Annotated in this window: 16 protein-coding genes and 1 pseudogene; 7 read left to right on the forward strand and 10 right to left on the reverse strand. The window is 52.3% G+C overall.

From position 1 onward, the window contains the following. Nucleotides 1-17 precede the first annotated feature (17 nt). From lacZ to lacA, 3 genes are read left to right on the forward strand one after another with little or no spacing between them, the layout of a single operon-like run. A complete protein-coding gene (lacZ, locus tag A7589_RS12570) occupies nucleotides 18-3,092 on the forward strand; it encodes a beta-galactosidase (protein WP_108188861.1) in 3,075 nt (1,024 codons plus the stop codon). A gap of 51 nt (nucleotides 3,093-3,143) precedes the next feature. After that, nucleotides 3,144-4,397, forward strand: a complete 1,254-nt coding sequence (lacY, locus tag A7589_RS12575; RefSeq protein ID WP_000499564.1) for a lactose permease — start codon at nucleotides 3,144-3,146, stop codon at nucleotides 4,395-4,397. 29 nt (nucleotides 4,398-4,426) lie between these two features. After that, complete coding sequence (gene lacA, locus A7589_RS12580; RefSeq protein ID WP_001057323.1) at nucleotides 4,427-5,047, forward strand: galactoside O-acetyltransferase; 621 nt, start codon at nucleotides 4,427-4,429, stop codon at nucleotides 5,045-5,047. Nucleotides 5,048-5,204: 157 nt separating this feature from the next. Here lacA and A7589_RS12585 read toward each other — a convergent pair whose 3' ends face one another. From A7589_RS12585 to cynT, 3 genes are read right to left on the reverse strand one after another with little or no spacing between them, the layout of a single operon-like run. After that, nucleotides 5,205-6,386, reverse strand: a complete 1,182-nt coding sequence (locus A7589_RS12585) for a CynX/NimT family MFS transporter (RefSeq protein ID WP_032337103.1) — start codon at nucleotides 6,384-6,386, stop codon at nucleotides 5,205-5,207. 5 nt (nucleotides 6,387-6,391) lie between these two features. Continuing rightward, complete coding sequence (gene cynS / locus A7589_RS12590; RefSeq protein ID WP_000616242.1) at nucleotides 6,392-6,862, reverse strand: cyanase; 471 nt, start codon at nucleotides 6,860-6,862, stop codon at nucleotides 6,392-6,394. Between the two features lie 30 nt (nucleotides 6,863-6,892). Beyond that, complete coding sequence (gene cynT, locus A7589_RS12595; protein WP_000658632.1) at nucleotides 6,893-7,552, reverse strand: carbonic anhydrase CynT; 660 nt, start codon at nucleotides 7,550-7,552, stop codon at nucleotides 6,893-6,895. Between the two features lie 109 nt (nucleotides 7,553-7,661). On the opposite strand from cynT, the gene cynR reads away from it, so the two are divergent. After that, entirely contained in the window at nucleotides 7,662-8,561 is a 900-nt protein-coding gene (gene cynR, locus A7589_RS12600) for a transcriptional regulator CynR (RefSeq protein WP_000952501.1), read from the forward strand. Between the two features lie 39 nt (nucleotides 8,562-8,600). On the opposite strand, the gene codA is transcribed toward cynR, so the two are convergent. The 6 genes and pseudogenes from codA to prpB all read right to left on the reverse strand — a co-directional run bounded on the left by codA (nucleotide 8,601) and on the right by prpB (nucleotide 17,065). Next, the gene (gene codA / locus A7589_RS12605; protein WP_010353989.1) at nucleotides 8,601-9,884 is read right to left on the reverse strand and encodes a cytosine/isoguanine deaminase; all 1,284 of its coding nucleotides are present in this window, start codon (nucleotides 9,882-9,884) and stop codon (nucleotides 8,601-8,603) included. Continuing rightward, nucleotides 9,874-11,133: a cytosine permease gene (gene codB, locus A7589_RS12610; protein WP_000076241.1), complete on the reverse strand. Its 1,260-nt coding sequence runs from the start codon at nucleotides 11,131-11,133 to the stop codon at nucleotides 9,874-9,876. The genes codA and codB overlap by 11 nt, the downstream gene beginning before the upstream one ends. 235 nt (nucleotides 11,134-11,368) lie before the next feature. Then, nucleotides 11,369-13,205, reverse strand: a pseudogene (gene prpE / locus A7589_RS12615) (propionate--CoA ligase). 39 nt (nucleotides 13,206-13,244) lie between these two features. Further along, nucleotides 13,245-14,696 carry a 2-methylcitrate dehydratase gene (gene prpD, locus A7589_RS12620; protein WP_001275897.1) on the reverse strand — a complete coding sequence of 484 codons (1,452 nt, stop codon included), beginning with the start codon at nucleotides 14,694-14,696 and terminating at the stop codon, nucleotides 13,245-13,247. A 147-nt stretch (nucleotides 14,697-14,843) separates the two neighbouring features. Then, a complete protein-coding gene (prpC, locus tag A7589_RS12625) occupies nucleotides 14,844-16,013 on the reverse strand; it encodes a bifunctional 2-methylcitrate synthase/citrate synthase (protein ID WP_016159229.1) in 1,170 nt (389 codons plus the stop codon). A 161-nt stretch (nucleotides 16,014-16,174) separates the two neighbouring features. Continuing rightward, nucleotides 16,175-17,065, reverse strand: coding sequence for a methylisocitrate lyase (prpB, locus tag A7589_RS12630; protein WP_000052180.1), 891 nt, complete (start codon nucleotides 17,063-17,065; stop codon nucleotides 16,175-16,177). A 238-nt stretch (nucleotides 17,066-17,303) separates the two neighbouring features. On the opposite strand from prpB, the gene prpR reads away from it, so the two are divergent. After that, entirely contained in the window at nucleotides 17,304-18,890 is a 1,587-nt protein-coding gene (gene prpR, locus A7589_RS12635) for a propionate catabolism operon regulatory protein PrpR (RefSeq protein WP_105282742.1), read from the forward strand. Nucleotides 18,891-18,998: 108 nt separating this feature from the next. On the opposite strand, the gene yahO is transcribed toward prpR, so the two are convergent. After that, on the reverse strand, nucleotides 18,999-19,274 hold the full coding sequence (gene yahO, locus A7589_RS12640; protein WP_000848012.1) for a DUF1471 family periplasmic protein YahO: 276 nt from the start codon (nucleotides 19,272-19,274) through the stop codon (nucleotides 18,999-19,001). A 571-nt stretch (nucleotides 19,275-19,845) separates the two neighbouring features. On the opposite strand from yahO, the gene A7589_RS12645 reads away from it, so the two are divergent. Together A7589_RS12645 and A7589_RS12650 are read left to right on the forward strand one after the other, a co-directional pair. Next, nucleotides 19,846-22,491, forward strand: a complete 2,646-nt coding sequence (locus tag A7589_RS12645; RefSeq protein WP_108188862.1) for an autotransporter outer membrane beta-barrel domain-containing protein — start codon at nucleotides 19,846-19,848, stop codon at nucleotides 22,489-22,491. A gap of 133 nt (nucleotides 22,492-22,624) precedes the next feature. Continuing rightward, nucleotides 22,625-23,257, forward strand: a complete 633-nt coding sequence (locus A7589_RS12650; RefSeq protein ID WP_133174888.1) for a LysE family transporter — start codon at nucleotides 22,625-22,627, stop codon at nucleotides 23,255-23,257. Nucleotides 23,258-23,302 lie beyond the last annotated feature (45 nt).

Here is a 23,302-nt window from a genome sequence, read left to right on the forward strand (position 1 = left end):
TCACACAGGATACAGCAATGACCATGATTACGGATTCACTGTCCGTCGTATTACAACGTCGTGACTGGGAAAACCCTGGCGTTACCCAACTCAACCGCCTTGCGGCGCATCCTCCTTTTGCCAGCTGGCGAAATAGTGAAGAAGCCCGCGAGAATCGCCCTTCCCGCCAGTTGCACAGTCTGAATGGCAAATGGCAATTTGCCTGGTTCCCCGCCCCCGAAGCTGTGCCGGAAAGCTGGCTGGAGTGCGATCTTCCTGACGCCGATACAGTCCCCGTCCCCTCAAACTGGCAGATGCACGGTTACGATGCCCCCATCTACACCAACGTGACCTATCCCATTGCGGTCAATCCGCCGTGTGTTCCCGCAGAGAATCCGACTGGATGTTACTCGCTCACATTTAATGTCGATGAAAGCTGGCTACAGGAAGGTCAGACGCGGATTATTTTTGATGGGGTTAACTCAGCGTTTCATTTGTGGTGCAACGGACGCTGGGTCGGTTACGGGCAGGACAGCCGTTTGCCGTCTGAATTTGATCTGAGTGACTTTTTACGCGCCGGAGAAAACCGCCTCGCGGTGATGGTGTTGCGCTGGAGTGACGGCAGTTATCTGGAAGATCAGGATATGTGGCGGATGAGCGGCATTTTCCGCGACGTCTCGTTGCTGCACAAACCAACCACGCAAATCAGCGATTTCCATGTTGCTACTCACTTTAATGACGATTTCAGCCGCGCTGTTCTGGAGGCAGAAGTTCAGATGTGTGGCGAACTGCGCGACGATCTGCGGATAACGGTTTCTTTGTGGCAGGGTGAAACGCAGGCCGCCAGCGCCACCGCGCCTTTCGGCGGCGAAATTATCGATGAGCGCGGCGGTTATGCCGATCGCGTCACGCTACGTCTGAACGTCGAAAATCCGGCGCCGTGGAGCGCAGAAACCCCGAATCTTTACCGTGCGGTGGTTGAACTGCACACCGCTGACGGCGCGCTGATTGAAGCGGAAGCCTGTGATGTCGGCTTCCGCCAGGTGCGGATTGAAAATGGTCTGCTGCTGCTGAACGGTAAGCCGTTGCTGATTCGCGGCGTTAACCGTCACGAGCATCATCCCCTGCACGGTCAGGCCATGGATGAGCAGACGATGGTGCAGGATATCCTGCTTATGAAGCAGAACAACTTTAACGCCGTGCGCTGTTCGCATTATCCGAACCATCCGCTGTGGTACACACTGTGCGACCGCTACGGCCTGTATGTGGTGGATGAAGCTAATATTGAAACCCACGGCATGGTGCCAATGAACCGCCTGACAGATGATCCGCAGTGGCTGCCAGCAATGAGCGAACGCGTAACGCGGATGGTGCGGCGCGATCGTAATCACCCGAGCGTAATTATCTGGTCGCTGGGGAATGAATCAGGCCACGGCGCTAATCACGACGCGCTGTATCGCTGGATTAAATCTGTCGATCCATCACGTCCGGTGCAGTATGAAGGCGGCGGAGCCGACACCTCTGCAACCGATATTATTTGCCCGATGTACGCGCGCGTGGATGAAGATCAACCCTTCCCGGCAGTACCGAAATGGTCAATCAAAAAATGGCTTTCGCTGCCAGGTGAGTTGCGCCCGCTGATCCTCTGTGAATACGCCCACGCGATGGGTAACAGCCTCGGCGGCTTTGCCAAATACTGGCAGGCGTTTCGTCAGTACCCTCGTTTACAGGGTGGCTTCGTCTGGGACTTGGTGGATCAGTCACTGATTAAATATGATGAAAACGGCAACCCGTGGTCGGCCTACGGCGGTGATTTTGGCGATACGCCAAACGATCGCCAGTTCTGCATGAACGGTCTGGTCTTTGCCGATCGCACGCCGCATCCGGCGCTGACGGAAGCAAAACACCAGCAGCAGTTTTTCCAGTTCCGTTTATCCAGGCAAACCATCGAAGTGAACAGCGAATACCTGTTCCGTCATAGCGATAACGAAACCCTGCACTGGTCGGTGGCGCTGGATGGCAAGCCGTTGGCAAGTGGCGAAGTGCCTCTGAATGTCGCCCCGCAAGGTAAACAGTTGATTGAATTGCCTGAACTGCCACAGCCGGAAAACGCCGGACAACTCTGGCTAACGGTACACGTAGTGCAACCGAACGCGACCGCATGGTCAGAAGCCGGACACATCAGCGCCTGGCAACAGTGGCGTCTGGCGGAAAACCTCAGTGTGACGCTTCCCTCTGCGCCCCACTCCGCCCCGCAACTGACCACCAGCGAAACGGATTTTTGTATCGCGCTGGATAACAAGCGTTGGCAATTTAACCGCCAGTCAGGCCTTCTTTCTCAGATGTGGATTGGCGATGAAAAACAACTTCTGACGCCGCTGCGCGACCAGTTCACCCGTGCGCCGCTGGATAACGACATTGGCGTGAGTGAAGCAACGCGTATTGACCCGAACGCCTGGGTAGAACGCTGGAAGGCAGCGGGACATTACCAGGCAGAAGCGGTGTTGTTGCAGTGCACGGCAGATCTGCTTGCCGACGCGGTGCTGATTACGACTGTCCACGCCTGGCAGCATCAGGGGAAAACTTTATTTATCAGCCGGAAAACCTACCGGATTGATGGATTCGGTGAAATGGCCATCAGTGTGGATGTTGAAGTGGCAAGCGATACGCCGCATCCGGCGCGGATTGGCCTGACCTGCCAACTGGCACAGGTCGCAGAACGGGTTAACTGGCTGGGGCTGGGGCCGCAAGAAAACTATCCCGACCGCCTTACTGCGGCCTGTTTTGACCGCTGGGATCTGCCGTTGTCTGACATGTATACGCCGTACGTCTTCCCGAGCGAGAACGGTCTGCGCTGCGGGACGCGCGAATTGAATTATGGCTCACACCAGTGGCGCGGCAACTTCCAGTTCAATATCAGCCGCTACAGCCAACAACAACTGATGGAAACCAGTCATCGCCATCTGCTGCACGCGGAAGAAGGCAGCTGGCTGAATATCGACGGTTTCCATATGGGGATTGGTGGCGACGACTCCTGGAGCCCGTCCGTTTCGGCAGAATACCAACTGAGCGCCGGTCGCTACCATTACCAGTTAGTCTGGCGTCAAAAATAATAATAACCGGGCAGGCCATGTCTGCCCGTATTTCGCGTAAGGAAATCCATTATGTTCTATCTAAAAAACACAAACTTTTGGATGTTCGGCTTATTCTTTTTCTTTTACTTTTTTATCATGGGAGCCTACTTCCCGTTTTTCCCGATTTGGCTACATGACATCAACCATATCAGCAAAAGTGATACGGGCATTATTTTCGCTGCGATTTCCCTGTTCTCTCTGTTATTTCAACCGCTGTTTGGCTTGCTTTCTGACAAACTTGGACTGCGCAAATACCTGCTGTGGATTATTACCGGCATGTTAGTGATGTTTGCGCCATTCTTTATTTTTATCTTTGGCCCGCTGTTACAATACAATATTTTAGTAGGTTCGGTTGTTGGTGGTATTTATCTAGGCTTTTGTTTTAACGCCGGTGCGCCAGCAGTAGAGGCATTTATCGAGAAAGTCAGCCGTCGCAGTAATTTCGAATTTGGTCGCGCGCGGATGTTTGGCTGTGTTGGCTGGGCGCTGTGTGCCTCGATTGTCGGCATCATGTTCACCATCAATAATCAGTTTGTTTTCTGGCTGGGTTCTGGCTGTGCACTCATTCTCGCCATTTTGCTCTTTTTCGCCAAAACGGATGCACCTTCTTCCGCCACGGTTGCCAATGCCGTAGGTGCCAACCATTCGGCATTTAGCCTTAAGCTGGCGCTGGAACTGTTCAGACAACCCAAACTGTGGTTTTTGTCGCTGTATGTTATTGGCGTTTCCTGCACCTACGATGTTTTTGACCAACAGTTTGCTAATTTCTTTACTTCGTTCTTTGCCACCGGTGAGCAGGGTACGCGGGTATTTGGCTATGTCACAACAATGGGCGAATTACTTAACGCTTCGATTATGTTCTTTGCGCCACTGATCATTAATCGCATCGGCGGGAAAAACGCCCTGCTGCTGGCTGGCACCATTATGTCAGTACGTATTATTGGCTCATCGTTCGCCACCTCGGCACTGGAAGTGGTTATTCTAAAAACGCTGCATATGTTTGAAGTACCGTTCCTGCTGGTGGGCTGCTTTAAATATATTACCAGCCAGTTTGAAGTGCGTTTTTCAGCGACAATTTATCTGGTCTGTTTCTGCTTCTTTAAGCAACTGGCGATGATTTTTATGTCTGTTCTGGCAGGCAATATGTATGAAAGTATCGGTTTCCAGGGCGCGTATCTGGTGCTGGGTCTGGTGGCGCTGGGCTTCACCTTAATTTCCGTGTTCACGCTCAGCGGCCCCGGCCCGCTTTCTCTGCTGCGTCGCCAGGTGAATGAAGTCGCTTAAGCAATCAATGTCGGAACGGAATAATCGTAATGAACATGTCGATGACAGAAAGAATAAAAGCAGGAAAGCTATTTACCGATATGTGCGAAGGCTTACCTGAAAAAAGACTTCGTGGGAAAACGTTAATGTATGAGTTTAATCACTCGCATCCAGCGGAAGTTGAAAAAAGGGAAAGCCTGATTAAAGAAATGTTTGCCACGGTAGGGGAAAATGCCTGGATAGAACCGCCTGTCTATTTCTCTTACGGTTCCAACATTCATATAGGCCGCAATTTTTATGCAAATTTCAATTTAACCATCGTCGATGATTACACGGTAACGATCGGTGATAACGTACTGATTGCACCCAACGTTACTATTTCCGTTACCGGGCACCCTGTACACCATGAATTAAGAAAAAACGGAGAGATGTACTCTTTTCCGATAACGATTGGTAATAATGTCTGGATTGGCAGTCATGTAGTCATTAATCCAGGCGTCACCATCGGGGAAAATTCGGTTATTGGCGCGGGTAGTGTCGTCACAAAAGACATTCCGCCAAACGTCGTGGCTGCGGGCGTTCCTTGTCGGGTTATTCGCGAAATAAACGACCGGGATAAGCAATATTATTTCAAAGATTATGAGACTGATGGCAAAAGCAAAATTGCCTGATGCGCTACGCTTATCAGGCCTGCAAGTTCAGTGCTCTACGTAAGCCGGATAAGGCGTTCACGCCGCATCCGGCATGAACAAAGCGATGGAACAAATGTCGGATGCGCCACTGGGCACATCCGACATTTTCCCATCATCTGGCGAAACAAGCGTCACCTCATGCCTCTTTGACCCACAGCTGCGGAAAACGTGCCGGTGCAAATCGCAGGGTTATGATCATCAGCCCAACAACGCACAGCGCATGAAACACCCAGTCCATCAGGTAATTGCCGCTGATACTACGCAACACGCCAGAAAACCAGGGGGAAAGCCCGGCGATGATAAAGCCGATCCCCTGCATAAACGCCACCAGCTTGCCAGCAATACCCGGTTGCGGAGAGTGGTCGAGAGCCAGCAGCAAACAGAGCGGAAACGCGCCGCCCAGACCTAAACCACACACCATCGCCCACAATACCGGCAATTGCAGTGGCAGCCAGATAAAGCCACAGAAACCAACCAGTTGTAACGCCAGTGCCAGCATCAAAAGTTTGCGCCGATCCTGATGGCGAGCCATGGCAGGCATCAGTAACGCCCCCGCAGCTTGCCCAAGCGTCATCAACGCCAGCAAGGAGCCGCTGTACTGCGCGCTGGCGCCAATCTCAATATAGAAGGCGGGTAACCAGGCAATCAGGCTGGCGTAACCGCCGTTAATCAGACCGAAGTAAAGCCCCAGCGTCCAGGCGCGAGGAGTGAATACCACACGAACCGGAGTGATTGTCGTGTTATGAGATGAAGAAGCCTGGTGATTGCTCTGCCACCACCAGGCAAAGAGCGCAATAATGGCAGGTAGCGCCCACCAGGCGAGTGTTTGATACCACTTTTCGCTGTGTTGAACTAACCAGGACGTCAGGGCTGCACCTAGTCCACCACCGCCCATCAGAGCCGCAGACCACAGCCCCATCACCAGTGGCGTGCTCTGCTGAAAACGCCGTTTAATCACCGAAGGCATCACCGCCTGAATGATGCCAATTCCCACCCCACCGAGCAGTGCGCTGCTGAGCAGCAGCACACTTTGAGGGTAAAGCTCACGCATCAATGCACCGACGGCAATCAGCACCAGGCTGATGGCGACGCTGCGACGTTCGCTGACATGCTGATGAAGCCAGCTTCCGGTCAGCGCCAGCCCGCCCATGGTGACCACCGGCAGAGCCGTCAACAGGGCTGCCACGCTAAAGCTCATTCCACTCGCCTGACGCAATTGCGGTAGCAGTGGTCCGACGGAGGTGAGCAGTGGTCGCATATTAAGACCAATCAGCACCAGAACCAGCAGCATCGTGAACGTCTTTTGATGGTCGCGCATGGCTGTCAGAACGGTTTGGTCGGCAGATATTTGCCATCTAAGGTGATGACCGCGCGTTCGCCACCTTCCGGGTCCGCCACCTTCTTGACGTCGAGTTTGAAGTTAATCGCACTGATGATGCCATCGCCGAACTTCTCATGAACCAACGCTTTCAGAGTGGTGCCGTACACCTGCAACATTTCATAGAAACGGTACATCGTTGGGTCGGTTGGAACACGGTCATCAATGCAGCCACGCAGCGGAATCATCTGCAACAGTAGAATGGCGTCTTCGTCGAGATCCAGCTTCGCCCCAACCAGACGGGCAGCGTCGGCAGGAAGCGCCTGCTGCCCCAGCAAAGCAGCGGTCACGAAGGCTTCTGCCAGACCGGTGCCGTCGGCAATCTCGGCAAATGAGAGATCTTTTTTAGCTTTGCTGAGCAAAATAGCATCGGCAAGATCAAGGCGAATATTGCGGTTAATTTGCGACTGAATCATGGTAAATCTCCTGATGGATTAAAAGTATGGTTACGCTGCAGCTTGCTGGCGTAGCGGTATGGCACAAACGCCGGGATTGGTTGCCAGTGGCACGAACTGGCGGGTTGCGCCGTCAAAGGCTGCGATACTGCCGCTTTCAATGTCGTAGACCCAGCCATGCAGGGCGATCCGCCCCTCTTCGAGCGCCAGGCGCACCGATGGATGAGTTTGCAAATTAGCCAACTGAGCAATCACGTTTTCACGTACCATCGCCGCAGCTTTGGACGGTAAATCGCGATGCGGGCGCGCCTCATTAACGACGCGGGCAGAATCGGCATAACGCAGCCAGTGGGAGACGGCAGGCATATGGTCCATGCACTGACAGCTGGCAATGGCGGTCATCGCGCCACAGTTTGAATGACCACAAATCACAATGTCGGATACCCTAAGCGCAGCGACGGCATACTCCACCGAAGCCGAAACACCACCGGGTTCTGGCCCGTAAGAAGGGACGATATTGCCCGCGTTGCGAATAACGAACAGATCGCCGGGTTCACGTTGCGTCACCAGCTCAGGAACCAGACGGCTATCGGAGCAGGAAATAAAAAGTGTGCGCGGGCTTTGCTGTGTCGCCAGCTTTTTAAACAAGGCTTCCCGCTCAGGAAATGCCTCGCGCTGGAATTTAAGGAATCCATCAATAATCTCTTTCACCGTTAACCTCTGTCTGTCTCTGGAATGAGAGGCAGACTACTCGCCGATTGCCATAAGGTAAAAGACTCATTTATGATGAGTTCTATTGGATTTACTTATAGGTTGGCGAATGCTCTCTCGACATATCAATTATTTTCTTGCCGTGGCTGAACATGGCAGCTTCACCCGTGCCGCCAGTGCGTTGCACGTCTCCCAGCCTGCGCTTTCCCAGCAGATTCGCCAGTTAGAGGAGAGTTTAGGCGTGCCGCTGTTTGACCGTAGCGGGCGAACGATTCGTCTCACTGATGCAGGAGAAGTCTGGCGACAGTACGCCAGCCGGGCATTACAGGAACTGGGAGCGGGTAAACGGGCGATTCATGATGTTGCCGATCTGACGCGAGGATCGCTGCGTATCGCCGTCACCCCTACCTTTACGAGCTACTTTATCGGCCCTTTAATGGCGGATTTCTATGCGCGTTACCCCGGCATCACGCTCCGGCTACAGGAAATGTCGCAGGAGAAAATCGAAGATCTGCTTTGCCGCGACGAGCTGGACGTTGGGATTGCTTTCGCGCCAGTGCATTCGCCGGAGCTGGAGGCAATTCCTTTACTGACAGAAAGTTTAGCTTTAGTCGTGGCGCAACATCATCCGCTGGCTGCCTGTGAACAGGTGGCGTTGAGTCGCTTGCATGATAAAAAACTGGTCCTGCTCAGCGCGGAATTTGCCACCAGAGAGCAAATTGACCACTACTGCGAGAAAGCGGGACTACATCCACAGGTGGTCATTGAGGCGAACTCAATTAGCGCGGTTCTGGAGCTGATTCGCCGCACTTCCCTTTCCACATTGTTACCAGCAGCGATTGCCACACAACATGATGGGCTTAAAGCTATTTCTCTTGCCCCGCCACTACTGGAAAGAACGGCGGTTTTGTTGCGGCGGAAAAATAGCTGGCAGACAGCCGCCGCGAAAGCATTTTTGCACATGGCGTTGGATGAATACGCGGTTGTTGGCGGGAATGAATCACGGTAGCCACTGACACAGGTCAGTGGCTCTTCAACACAGAGGAAATTACCGTTTGTAATCGATGGCTTCTGGCTGCTCCAGATATACGGTGGTTTGTGCCGGTTGTGTGCTGGCAATCACCTTGCCGCCACGTACCGAATAACGTACCGGAACCTGACGGCGCAGCGCATCAAATCCATTTTCAGCCGGCAGGATAATCAGGTTGGCGCTGTTTCCGGCGGCAATGCCGTAATCCTGCAAATTCAACGTCCTGGCGCTGTGGTGGGTGATTAAATTCAGGCCATCGTTAATCTGCCCGTAGCCCATCAGCTGGCAAACATGTAGCCCCATATGCAGCACTTGCAGCATATTCGCCGTTCCCAGCGGATACCACGGATCGAAGACATCATCGTGACCAAAGCAGACGTTAATGCCGGACTCCAGCATCTCTTTAACGCGCGTGATGCCGCGACGTTTTGGATACGTATCGAAACGCCCTTGCAGATGAATATTGACCAACGGGTTGGCGACAAAGTTAATACCGGACATTTTCAGCAAGCGGAACAGGCGCGAGGTATACGCCCCGTTATAGGAGTGCATTGCCGTGGTGTGGCTGGCGGTGACTCGCGCGCCCATGCCTTCACGGTGCGCCAGGGCAGCAACGGTTTCGACAAAGCGCGACTGTTCGTCATCGATCTCATCACAGTGAACGTCGATGAGACGGTCGTATTTTTGCGCCAGGGCGAAGGTTTTATGCAGCGACTCCACGCCGTATTCGCGGGTAAATTCAAAATGCGGAATAGCCCCAACAACGTCTGCCCCTAAGCGTAACGCCTCTTCCAGCAACGCTTCACCGTTGGGATACGACAAAATCCCTTCCTGCGGGAAGGCGACGATTTGCAGATCAATCCACGGCGCGACTTCCTGCTTCACTTCCAGCATCGCTTTTAGCGCAGTCAGCGTTGCGTCCGAAACATCGACATGGGTACGCACATGCTGAATACCGTTGGCAATCTGCCATTTCAGCGTTTGCCAGGCGCGTTGTTTCACATCGTCATGGGTTAATAACGCTTTGCGCTCGGCCCAGCGTTCAATGCCTTCAAACAGCGTGCCGGACTGATTCCAGTTCGGTTGCCCGGCGGTTTGCGTGGTGTCCAGGTGAATATGCGGCTCCACAAACGGCGGTATAACTAAACCTTGTTCGGCATCCAGGCTGTTTTCAGTTATGGGCATCGCGCCAGATTGCGCATCAATGGCGCTGATTTTTCCGTCCTGCAGATGAATCTGCCACAGCCCCTCTTTACCGGGCAACCGGGCATTAATAATGGTCTGTAAAGCGTTATTCGACACTGTTAGCCTCCACATGCGTCATTGCTGCCGTCGTTTTACGATTCAAAATCGGGTTAAGGATCAGATAGCTCAGCGCGCCACCTAATACCGCGTTGACCGGAACAATCCCCGGTAACCAGTGGCCTGCGGCAATCCCCAGCGCGACCGCCAGAATCGCCACCCAATTGACACTCATCATACGCGTGGTCGCAAAGTGCTCATAGCGGCGACGGTTCATCAGATAGTCGGCGATGATCACGCCACCCACCGGAGGAATAGCTGCCGAAAGGAAAGTCAGCCAGCCGACAAAATTGTTATACAGCCATAATGCGCAGACCGTACCGATAATACCGTTAATCACCGAAAGGGTTTTGCTCGACATACCGGTAATGTTGGCGAAACCTAAGCCCGACGCATAGAGCGCGTTATCGTTGGTGGTCCAGATATTCAGCCCCAGCACCACAATCGCAGGCAGCAGCAGACCCTGAGCAATCATCACATCAGAGATATCCGCCATCCCCAGCGCCGCAGCGCCCGCCGCACCGAAAATAAACATCAACGAGTTGCCGAGGAAAAAGGCCACCATCGCCACCAGCACCGCCAGTCTGGCATTGCGACCAAACCGGACAAAGTCAGCGGTGAGCGTGCCCGCACTGATAAATGAACCGACAACCAACGCCAGCGCGACATTGAAATCTAACGGTTGTGCGGGAACGACCGCTTTTAATGCGTCCAGGCCGCCCATGCCGTTAACGGCCAGCCACACGGAATAACCGCCAAGACAGGCGATAGCCGGAACTGCAATCACCGAAAGAACCGTCAGCGCCGAAATGCCAAAGAAGACGGTGACGGTCATCAGTAAACCGGAGACGGCAATCAGCAAATTAATATCCAGCCCGGTAGCCTTGCCCACCGGAATAGCAAACATCGCCACGCCAACGCCAAACCAGCCAACCTGGGTGCCGCCCAGCAGCAGTGAAGGCAGCCATGAGCCTTTAACACCAAACGAGAAGCGAGCAAGAAGATGGGTGGTCAGGCCGGTTTTTGCGCCAATGTAACCAAGAAATGAAGTGTAAATACCGAGGAGAAGATTACCGATGAGGACTGCGAGGAAGAAATCATGATAGCTAAGACCGGTTCCGAGAGTGCCTCCGGTCCACATACTGGCGGAAAAGAAGGTTAATCCCAGCATGACGAACGTCAATGCCAATACCCCTTTGCGCGCCGACTGCGGGACTGGCCCCTGGCTAAAGTTGTTATCTTGCGACACGAAATTCCTCCGTTTGCTGTTTGAAACCCAAAAAATCCGCCGCATTCTATTCATCTGAAAATAAAAAGCAATCGTTTCCGTGGTGGAATATATTTTTTATATGAATGAAAGCGAAAAGATGGGGAAAAAATTATCTGTGTAAAAACAGTGGGTAGGCATGATAAGACGCGCCAGCGTCGCATCAGGCATCGGCGCACAACTGTTGGATGCACCACGCGACGCATCCGACAATACCTTACTCTTCCATCGCCTGGCGGATCTGATCCAGCGACGCTGGATCATCAATGGTCGTCAGATCCCCCGGATCGCGTTTTTGGCAATTGCGAGACAAACCAGACGTGCGCCGGGCGGCCAAAGTTGCCAATCTGGCTGTCCACCAGCGCCATAATCGCCTTCTCTTGCGAATGCGCCACATCACGATCTTCCAGACTGTCGCTCTCTTTCGGAATGACAAACGCCACCGCCACCTGCCCTTTCAGCGCATCTTTTACCCCTACCACCGCTACTTCGGCAACGCCCGGATGACTGGAAATACTCTCTTCGATCTCGCGCGTCCCCAGCCGATGCCCGGCAACGTTAATCACATCGTCAGTACGCCCGAGAATAAAGTGATAACCGTCACCGTCGCGGATGCCCCAGTCAAACGTGGCGTAAACCGGACGGGAAAACAGCGACCAGTAAGTCTTCACAAAGCGGTCATCATCACCCCAGATGGTTTGAATACAGCCCGGCGGCAATGGTCCTTCCACCACCAGCATCCCTTTCTCATTGACACCACACGGCTCACCAGTGACTTCATTAAGCAACTGCACGTTGTAGCCATACATCGGCACGCCGGGGCTTCCCAGACGCGTCGGTCTGTCGTCCAGACCGCGAGCAATCGCCATAATCGGCCAGCCGGATTCAGTCTGCCAGTAGTTGTCGATGACCGGCACATCCAGCGTATTGCTCACCCAACTGGCGGTCGGCTCGTCCAGCGGTTCTCCTGCCAGATAGAGCACTTCCAGCGACGAGAGATCGTGTTTGCGAATTTCAGCGGTAGGGAATTTTTTCAGCACGCGAATGGCGGTCGGCGCCGAGAACATACGGCTAACCTGATATTTCTCGACAATTTTCCACCACACGCCGCAGTCCGGCCAGGTCGGCAATCCTTCGTAAACAATGGTCGCCATCCCCGCCAGCAGCGGCGCGTAGACGATATACGAATGCCCCACCACCCAGCCGATATCCGACGCGCAAAAGAACACGCCGCCCGCTTTGCCGCCAAAAATAGTTTCCATCGAGGTCGCCAGCGCCACCGCATATCCGCCCACATCACGCTGCACGCCTTTAGGTTTGCCGGTCGTGCCGGAGGTGTAGAGAATGCAGGAGGTTTCGTTGGATTCCAGCCACGCCACCGGCACCCGCGCGCCGATGTGCTGATGGCGCAACGACGCAAAATCGACATCCCGCCCGCTGACGCGCGCCATTTTCGCCAGCCCGCGATCCACCAGCAAAACATGGCGCGGCTGGTGTTGCGCCTGACTTATCGCATCGTCGAGCAATTTTTTATAGGGAATGATTTTGCCACCGCGCGCCCCGGCATCGGCCGAGACAATCAGCACCGGTTTAGCGTCATCAATCCGCGCCGCCACGCTGTGCGAGGCAAATCCACCAAATACCACCGAGTGAATAGCGCCAATGCGCGCGCAGGCCAGCAACGTAATATGCGCTTCGGCAATCATCGGCATATACACCAATACCCGATCGCCACGCTGCACGCCCAGTGAGCGCAGCATGGACGCCGCCGCGTTCACTTCGTCATATAACTGGCGAAAGGTAAAGGTGCGCTCTTCTTCTGTCTCCGAAGAGACGGCAATCAGCGCCAGCGCCTCTGGCTGTTTCTCCAGCCAGCGGTCGATGGCGTTGTGACACAAGTTGGTTCGACCCTCACAAAACCAACGGGCAAACGGCGGGTTGCTGTGATCAAGCGTTTGCGTAAAGGGCGTCTGCCAGTCAATACGCTGAGCCTGCTCAGCCCAGAACTGTTCCGGTTCATTAATCGAACGCTGATAAAATTCGCTAAAAGACATAATGCTCTCCTGTTGAACTTACGCCTTACCGCTGTTTGCTTAAATGACGTACAGGTCGAGATACTCATTGACCGGCATCTGTTCGAGGCGAGTTCTGTCGAGAGAAACCTCCAGAATGCGCTGCTGTTGGCGAGTCGGGAACTGGCGCGCGAGATTGATTTTGAATTTATCCACCAGCTTCGGAATGCCATCCTGACGGCGGCGAGCATGACCAATCGGGTACTCCACCACCACTTCTTCAAAGCGCGTACCGTCGGTGAACTCAAGGGTAATGGCATTGGCGATGGCGCGTTTTTCCGGGTCGTGGTAGTCAGCGGTAAATGCCGGATCTTCAAAGCAATTGATCTTCTCGCGCAGGGCATCGATACGTTTATCTTGCGCAACCTTGTCTTCGTAATCTGCCGCCGTTAAGCGCCCGAACAGCAGCGGGATCGCCACCATGTACTGAATGCAGTGATCGCGGTCTGCCGGGTTATTGAGCGGCCCTTTTTTATCGATGATACGAATACAGGCTTCGTGGGTGCGAATGGTCACTTTTTCGATATCTGCCGCCGTTTTGCCTGCTGCCTGCATCTGCTCATAGAGCGTCATCGCCGCTTCAACTGCCGTCTGGGAGTGGAACTCCGCCGGGAAGGAGATTTTGAACAGCACATTTTCCATAACGTAGGAACCGTACGGGCGCTGGAAGCGGAACGACTCACCTTTAAAGGAGACGTCGTAGAAGCCCCACACCGGCGCGGTCAGGGCTGATGGGTAACCCATTTCGCCGGTTTTCGCCATCAGTGCCAGACGTACCGCGCGGGAAGTGGCATCGCCTGCTGCCCAGGATTTACGTGTGCCGGTGTTCGGTGCATGGCGGTAAGTGCGCAGCGACTGACCGTCTACCCACGCCAGCGAAACGGCGTTGAGGATTTCCTCGCGGGTCAGGCCGAGCATTTCTGCGACCACGGCGGTGGAAGCCACTTTCACTAACAGAACGTGGTCGAGGCCGACGCGGTTAAAGGAGTTTTCCAGCGCGATGCAGCCCTGAATCTCATGGGCTTTAATCATTCCGGTCAGCACTTGTTTCATGGTCAACGGGGCTTTGCCGCTGGCGACCGCGTTGCGTGAAAGCCAATCCGCCGTTGCCAGAATACCGCCGAGGTTGTCGGAAGGATGCCCCCACTCCGCCGCCAGCCAGGTATCGTTGAAATCGAGCCAGCGGATCATTGCGCCGATGTTAAATGCCGCCTGAACGGGGTCGAGCTGAAACTGAGTTCCGGGGACGCGCACGCCGTTAGGTACGACGGTGCCAGGGACAATTGGCCCCAGCAGTTTTTTACAGGCCGGGTATTCGAGAGCTTCCAGACCGCAGCCGAGGGTGTCGAGCAGGCAGTAATGGGCGGTGTCGTAGGCCACTCTGGAGCTGATTTCGTAGTTCATTACGTAATCGACGATATCAACGATTTCACGGTCGAATTCCGGGCGGATGTTGTTGATTTGAGCTGACATTGGGTACGTTTCCTTCGGATTTTTTATAAAGTTAAAGTGGTTATTTTTTTACTCTGTTATCGAGGGTGAGTGTTTGCTTCTGAGCTGGCTTTCCCCCTCACCCTAACGGGCAAATTGTGCGCGCTGTTACCTCCTGCTCCGTTCTTCTTACTGCCGCTTATCCAGCGCAACAAACGGGCGGTCTTCCGGCCCTATGTAATTAGCGGAAGGACGGATAATTTTGTTGTCCTGACGTTGTTCGATAATGTGCGCCGCCCAGCCGGTGACGCGGGCGATAACAAACAGTGGAGTGAACATCTCGGTGGGAACGCCCATCATGTTGTAGGAAACAGCGGAGAACCAGTCGAGATTGGGGAACATCTTTTTGCTCTCCCACATCACCGTTTCCAGGCGATCGGCAATGTTGTACATCTTCAGCGAGCCGCCTTCCTGCGAGAGCTGCTTCGCCACACGCTTGATCACCTGATGGCGCGGGTCGGCGATGGTATAAACCGGATGGCCAAAACCAATCACCACTTCTTTGTTTTCCACGCGCTTGCGGATATCCGCTTCGGCTTCGTCCGGCGTTTCGTAGCGTTGCTGGATCTCCAGTGACACTTCATTCGCCCCGCCGTGCTTCGGCCCGCGCAGTGCACCAATCGCGCCGATAATGGCTGAATACATATCAGAGCCGGTGCCCGCAATCACCCGGCTGGTAAAGGTGGAGGCGTTAAACTCATGCTCGGCGTACAGCACCAGCGAAATTTGCATCGCCTTTTCCCAACTTTGCGACGGCTTTTCACCATGCAGCAGATGCAGGAAGTGACCGCCGATAGAGTCGTCATCGGTTTCCGGCTGGATGCGTTCGCCGTTGTGGCTGTAGTGATACCAGTAGAGAAGAATCGAACTCAGCGACGCCAACAGTTTGTCGGCAATATCCCGCGCGCCGGAGACGGTGTGCCCCTCTTTTTCCGGCAGCGTGCAGCCGAGCGCGGAAACGCCGGTGCGCATAACATCCATCGGGTGCGACGCCGCAGGTAAAGCCTCCAGCACGGTACGCACGTTAGCCGGTAAACCGCGCAGGGCTTTCAGTTTCGTTTTGTAAGCGGCGAGTTCGTCACGGGTCGGCAGTTTGCCGTGGATCAGCAGATGCGCCACTTCTTCAAATTCGCAATGTTCTGCGAGATCGAGAATATCGTAGCCGCGATAGTGCAGGTCGTTGCCGCTTTTGCCTACGGTACAAAGCGCGGTGTTACCCGCCGGAACGCCAGAAAGTGCCACAGATTTTTTTGGTTTAATGACATGGGTACTGTTTTGCAGGATCGTTGTGTCGCTCATGTTGTCCTCGTCATTGTTATCATTTGTAGGGTCGAGATTGTTGTCGGATGCGACGCCATGCGTCTTATCCGACCTACAGTTCAGTACACCTCGTAGGCCTGATAAGTCGCGTCAGCGGCGCATCAGGCATCGGTTGTCGAATACAACCACCAGACGTTTGTTTATTTCGCCTGGCTACGGGCAAACAGGTCGTCGAGCTTCTCTTCGTACTGGTAGTAGTTGATGCTTTCGTACAACTCGTTACGGGTCTGCATGGTGTCGATCACGCTTTTCTGCGTGCCTTCCTGGCGCAGGATGTTGTAGACATGTTCAGCGGCGCGGTTCATGGCGCGGAATGCTGAAAGCGGGTACAGCGCCATTGCGACATGGGCGCTGCGTAATTCATCGGTGGTGAACAGGGGCGTGGCGCCAAATTCGGTAATGTTGGCGAGGATTGGCACCTGCACCGCATCGGCAAACTGGCGGTACATGGCGAGTTCAGTAATCGCCTCCGGGAACAGCATCTCGGCACCGGCTTCAACATAGGCTCGCGCGCGTTCGATCGCGCCGTCCAGACCTTCCACTGCCAGCGCATCGGTGCGCGCCATGATCACAAAATCAGGATCGGTTTTCGCATCCACCGCCGCGCGGATCCGATCAACCATCTCCTCTTTCGAGACGATCGCTTTGTTCGGACGATGACCGCAGCGTTTCGCGCCGATCTGATCTTCAATATGCAATCCTGCCGCACCGGCTTTAATCATCGATTTCACAGTACGCGCCACGTTAAAGGCCGAAGAGCCAAAGCCGATATCGGCATCAACCAGCAGCGGCAGCGAGCAAACGTCGGTGATACGCCGAATATCGGTCAGCACATCATCAAGGGTAGAAATACCGAGATCGGGTAGCCCCAGCGAACCTGCCGCCACGCCACCACCGGAGAGATAAATCGCCTGATATCCGGCACGCTGCGCCAACAACGCATGGTTGGCGTTAATGGTGCCAACAATTTGCAACGGAGTTTCTTTGGAGAGTGCGGCGCGAAACGCTTTACCTGGAGAGTGTAGAGACATAGCCCATCCTTTGTTATCAACTTGTTATTTTCGTTGATAAACACAAAGCAAGGGCTATGCCACAATTGATAAACTCAAAATAACCAATACATTTCAATTTGTTAACAAAAACACTCTTACTTAATCTGCAAATATGCGTTTCAGTTAACGTTTCAGGCAATGTTTCACCGTGTTTCATTGCAACAATTATGAAACAAGACTAAACCCAATATTCGGTTTCTTAATTCTTTGGGGTGCTATGGCACATCCACCACGGCTGAACGACGATAAACCCATTTTTTGGACGGTATCAGTGACGCGCTTGTTCGAACTGTTTCGCGATATCAGCCTTGAGTTTGATCACCTGGCGAACATAACGCCTATCCAGCTTGGCTTTGAAAAAGCGGTGGCCTACATCCGCAAAAAACTAGCAAGTGAACGCTGCGACGCTATCATCGCCGCTGGCTCTAACGGCGCGTACCTGAAAAGCCGCCTGTCAGTGCCCGTTATTTTGATTAAACCGAGCGGCTTTGATGTGTTACAGGCGCTGGCAAAAGCCGGAAAACTTACCTCATCGATTGGCGTCGTTACTTATCAGGAAACCATTCCGGCACTGGTGGCGTTTCAAAAAACCTTTAATCTGCGTCTCGACCAACGTAGTTACATCACCGAAGAAGACGCACGCGGGCAGATTAACGAGCTAAAAGCTAGCGGCACCGAAGCCGTGGTCGGTGCCGGGCTGATTACCGATCTGGCAGAAGAAGCCGGAATGACCGGAATTTTTATCTATTCCGCTGCCACCGTGCGCCAGGCGTTCAGCGATGCGCTGGATATGACACGCATGTCTCTAAGGCATAACGCCCAGAACACTACCCGCAACGCCCTGCGTACTCGTTACGTTTTGAGCGATATGCTTGGTCAATCGCCACAGATGGAACAAGTGCGGCAAACCATTTTGCTCTATGCCCGATCCAGTGCGGCGGTGCTGATTCAGGGAGAAACGGGAACCGGTAAAGAGCTGGCGGCTCAGGCGATACATCGGGAATACTTTGCCTGTCATGACGCTCGCCACGGTAAAAAATCACATCCGTTTGTTGCCGTTAACTGCGGAGCGATTGCCGAATCATTGCTGGAAGCGGAGCTATTTGGCTATGAGGAAGGGGCATTTACCGGCTCGCGACGCGGAGGTCGCGCCGGGCTGTTCGAAATTGCCCACGGCGGCACGCTGTTTCTTGATGAAATTGGCGAAATGCCGCTGCCTTTGCAGACTCGCCTGCTGCGGGTGCTGGAAGAAAAAGAGGTCACTCGCGTCGGCGGACATCAGCCTGTTCCGGTAAATGTGCGGGTCATCAGCGCCACCCACTGCAATCTGGAAGAGGATATGCAGCAAGGACGTTTTCGCCGTGATCTGTTTTATCGACTGAGTATTTTACGTCTGCAATTGCCGCCACTGCGCGAGCGGGGTGCGGATATTCTGCCGTTGGCGGAAAGCTTTTTAAAAGTGTCTCTGGCGGCGCTCTCCGCCCCATTTTCTGCTGCGTTACGCGAGGGGTTAAATACCTGCCAGGTGGTTTTATTGCACTATGAGTGGCCGGGAAATATTCGTGAACTCCGCAATATGATGGAGCGACTGGCGCTATTTTTAAGTGTGGAACCGACGCCGGATTTAACGCCGCAGTTTTTGCAACGGCTACTGCCGGAATTAGCCCACGAGTCGGCGAAAATTACCGCCTCTCCCTTGCTGACACCCCAACAGGCACTGGAGAAATTTAATGGTGATAAAACAGCAGCGGCGAATTATTTAGGCATCAGCCGAACGACGTTCTGGCGGCGGCTGAAAAATTAAATTGCCGGATGCGGTGTGACCCCCTATCCGGCCTACAAAATCATGAATTTCAATATATTGCATTCACCGATAGACGTGCACATCGGGCATATTTACATGGCTTCAGAATTACTTCTTCTTATAAATATTTGCCGTGCCGTGGATCTTATTGTCAGTCTGACCGGAGGTCAGTACCAACACATCAGCACCTTTTTCATCCGCTTTTTTGATTAAATCTTCTTTTGCATCTGCAGTCGACATTTCATTACTTGTTGAAATATCACCTATTTTTTCATATTGCGATTCAACCTTTTCAAATTCCGCTTTAGTCATCAATTCAGCGGCATAGACGTTTGTGACAACAAAAGCTAACGCACCAACTAAGAGCTTAGTTCCAGTTTTCATAGGTGAACTCCATAATGTGTGATTGGCTAATGCCCTGAAGCTAACAGTCATCATCAGGGTTGATTAATAAGTAGTTCAGCGGTTAGGAAAAATCCACAGGAAAAGAGAATATATTTGTATTGTTCTTAATGCGAACCACTCTTGTCCGACTGGTTAATAACTTTCACTGCAATTATCGCTGGTGTTATTTGAATTATTTTTTATAAAAATCTCAAATTTTCACTCTGCCAGATATTCAATATAAAACTTACGCCACCCACATTATTTTTCTGAACAAAAAAAACAAAACAATCTATTGAGTTGATTTTTATAAGCATTATTTGCTTTATCCATTATTAACCTTAAGACGATTTGCCATTATTTTTTAATAATAACATTGAAAAATTCATTCACACCACTTACAAACCACTAAAACCTATCAATGCAATAAACAACTAACACTTTAATAAATTTATGGCATCTAATATTACAGATATTCTCATTTAGCAACTTGTATATTTACGCCTTACAAGGCTTCGGGAAGAAAAACAGTGCAATAAAAACATCTCGCCATTTAAATTTAAGGATGAAAGTGAGTGATATGAAACTAGCAAAACATGCTTTATCAACCCTGGCTATAGCCATTTCAACAATATTATCCACACCCGTATCTCTGGCCGTAACCCCACCCACAGATGAAAATAGCACTGTTGTCATTAATAATGGCGAAGAAGCAAAAGTTATTGCCTCTGAGGGTTATGCTCCCGGATGGAATCATTTTACTTCTTTGAATGTAGGCCAAAACTCTAACGGCTCATTACTCATTGAAAATATTTCACTTATTACTGCTAATGCTACCGTAGGCAATAACTCTGAAGGTTCCCTCACTTTATCCGACCATACCAACTGGCAGTTTGATACCCCTACCTCCAAAATGTATTTGGGTACAAATGAAGGTTCCGGCACCGTATACGTGTTAGAAGGCAGTAAGATAAGTGGCCTGCAGGAACTCAGGATTGGTGAGTATTATGGTGATGCCAAAGGGTTGATGGTTATTGATGGGGAAAACTCATCAGTTTCCTCTAACATTGCTCTTGTTGGCGATCAGGGAACCGGCAATTTACGTATTACTAATGGCGGCACACTCACTACCTCAGCTCAGGTAGCTATTGGATATGCTTATCCAGGCAATGGTACATCAAAAAATCGTAATAGTTATGGCGAGGTTCTGGTTGACGGTAAAAATTCAACATTGAATGCTGAATATGTTTATCTTGGTGGATTCAGCCCAGATGTTGCTTTTAATACTACCGGTATCCTTACCGTTAATAACGGTGCAACAATCAATGCCAATTCGTTTATCTGGGTTACTGTCGCACCTGGCGCCACAGGCGTTTTAAATATTGGTGGTGCGCAAGGTGAGGCTGAACAGCCTGCAGGTTCGATTAATACGCCATTTATTCATTTGGGAGCCGCAGATGCTTCCTCCACATCGGTAGTAAACTTTAATCACTCCAGTACCGATTTTCTCCTAGCCTCACCTATACAGGGAAACGGCCAGGTTAACCAGGTCGGCTCCGGGACGACAACATTATCCGGTATGAATAACTATGCCGGTAATACCTATATAACCAAAGGCAGCCTACGCGCAGGTAAAGAGAATACCTTCAGCCCCAACTCCGATTTTATTGTCGACGGTGGTGGACACCTCGATTTAAACGGTTATTCGCAAGCGTTAAAAACGCTGGCGCTGGCTGGAACAGCAACGCTGTCTTCGTATGAACAAGGCCACGAGTTCACGCCGACCACACTGACCATTAACGGCAACTATACTGCCAGTGATGGTTTGTTAGTCATGCATACTGTATTAGGCGATGATAATTCCGCAACGGATAAACTCGTCGTAAAAGGTGATACTTCCGGTAGCACCCGCATCATGGTCAACAATGCGGGCGGCCTGGGCGCGGATACCCTGGAAGGGATAAAAATTGTAGAGGTTGACGGCCTGTCAGAGGGCGTTTTCAGTAAAGAGGGGCGTATTGTTGCCGGTCCCTATGATTACAACGTGACAAAAAGCGACAACCAGAACTGGTTTTTAACCAGTGAAATTCCCGCAGGACCGTATACCCCACCGGAACTGCCTGTAGTCCCGGAACCAGATCCTGAGCCTCCTGTAACACCAGAACCCCCTGTAACACCAGAACCGCCAGTGACACCGGAGCCGCCTGTTACGCCATCTGTTCCGCAGCCGGAAAGAAAGCATCAGTATCGCCCGGAGATTGGCAGCTATGTGGCCAATATTCAGGCGGCAAATACCCTGTTTAATACCCGACTGCATGACCGTCTGGGGGAAACACAATACACCGACCTGCTGACCGGCGAGCAGAAAGTGACCAGTCTGTGGTTACGTAACATTGGCGGGCATAACCGCTTTAAGGATCGCTCGGATGAACTGAACACCCAGAGCAACCGTTATGTTCTGCAACTTGGCGGCGATATTGCTCAATGGAGCAGTAACGCACTCGATCGCTGGCATCTCGGCCTGATGGCTGGCTACGCCAACAGCAAGAGTCACACACATTCCAACCTGACCGGGTACAACTCACGCGGGCAAATCGACGGCTACAGTGTGGGCGTGTATGGCACCTGGTACGCTAACGAAGCAGATAAAACAGGGACTTATATTGATAGCTGGTTGCTCTATAACTGGTTTGATAACACCGTCTCCGGCGAGTATCTGCCCAGTGAAAAATATCACTCTGACGGTATCACCGCCGCCATTGAAGCGGGTTATACCTTCCGTCTTGGTGAAAGCGCAGATGCCCGCACCAGCTACTGGTTGCAGCCTAAAATGCAACTGACGTGGATGGATGTGAAGGCAGACAATCATACTGAAGACAATGGTACTCTGGTTGAGGACAGCACCGAAGGTAACCTGCAAACGCGTCTGGGGGTGAAAGCGTACCTGCAAGGTCATAATGCTATTGATGATAATAAAGCGCGTTCCTTCCAGCCTTTCGTGGAAGCCAACTGGATTTATAACTCCCGCAATTACAGCGTGAAGATGGATGGCATCAGCGATGAAATCATCGGCACACGTAACATCGGCGAGTTAAAAGTTGGGGTGGAAGGTCAGCTTAATCCACGTCTGCAACTGTGGGGAAACGTCGCCCAGCAGTTGGGTGACAACGGTTACAGCGATACCCAGGGAATGCTGGGCATGAAATATCTCTTTTAATGCCACTTTGCCGCCCGTCACGTGCGGGTGGCACTCTTTTTAGATCAACGCTCTTTGTGATCGCGCTCGCATTCAGTCATTTTTACTATAAATATGATGAAGTTAATTCAGCTTATTTATGGATGAAATCACTATGGATCCTTTGCACGCCGTTTACCTGACCGTGGGACTGTTCGTCATCACATTTTTTAATCCAGGCGCAAATCTCTTTGTCGTGGTTCAAACCAGTCTGGCTTCCGGCCGTCGTGCGGGCGTACTCACCGGGCTTGGTGTGGCGCTGGGCGACGCCATCTATTCCGGGCTGGGATTGTTTGGGATGGCAACGCTCATTACCCAGTGTGAAGAGATTTTCTCACTCATTAAAATCGTCGGCGGTGCTTATCTCTTATGGTTTGCCTGGAACAGTATGCGCCGACAATCAACACCACAGATGAGCGCGTTACAGCAGCCCCTTAGTGCCCCCTGGTATGTATTTTCCCGCCGTGGACTCATTACCGATCTCTCTAATCCACAAACAGTTTTATTTTTTATCAGTATCTTCTCAGTGACGTTAAGTGCAGAAACGCCGACCTGGGCGCGTTTAATGGCCTGGGCTGGGATCGTGTTCGCGTCTGTTATCTGGCGTATATTTCTTAGTCAGGCGTTTTCTTTACCTGCCGTGCGTCGCGCATATGGACGTATGCAGCAGGTCGCCAGTCGGATTATTGGGATGATTATTGGTGTATTCGCGCTACGACTGATTTATGAAGGGGTGACGCGGCAATAAGCTGATGATTGGTAATTAATACGATTGAAAAGTTGGACCGCCATC

Origin of the sequence: Escherichia sp. MOD1-EC6475 (assembly GCF_003046645.1) — a bacterium.
GTDB classification, from domain to species: Bacteria; Pseudomonadota; Gammaproteobacteria; order Enterobacterales; family Enterobacteriaceae; genus Escherichia; species Escherichia ruysiae.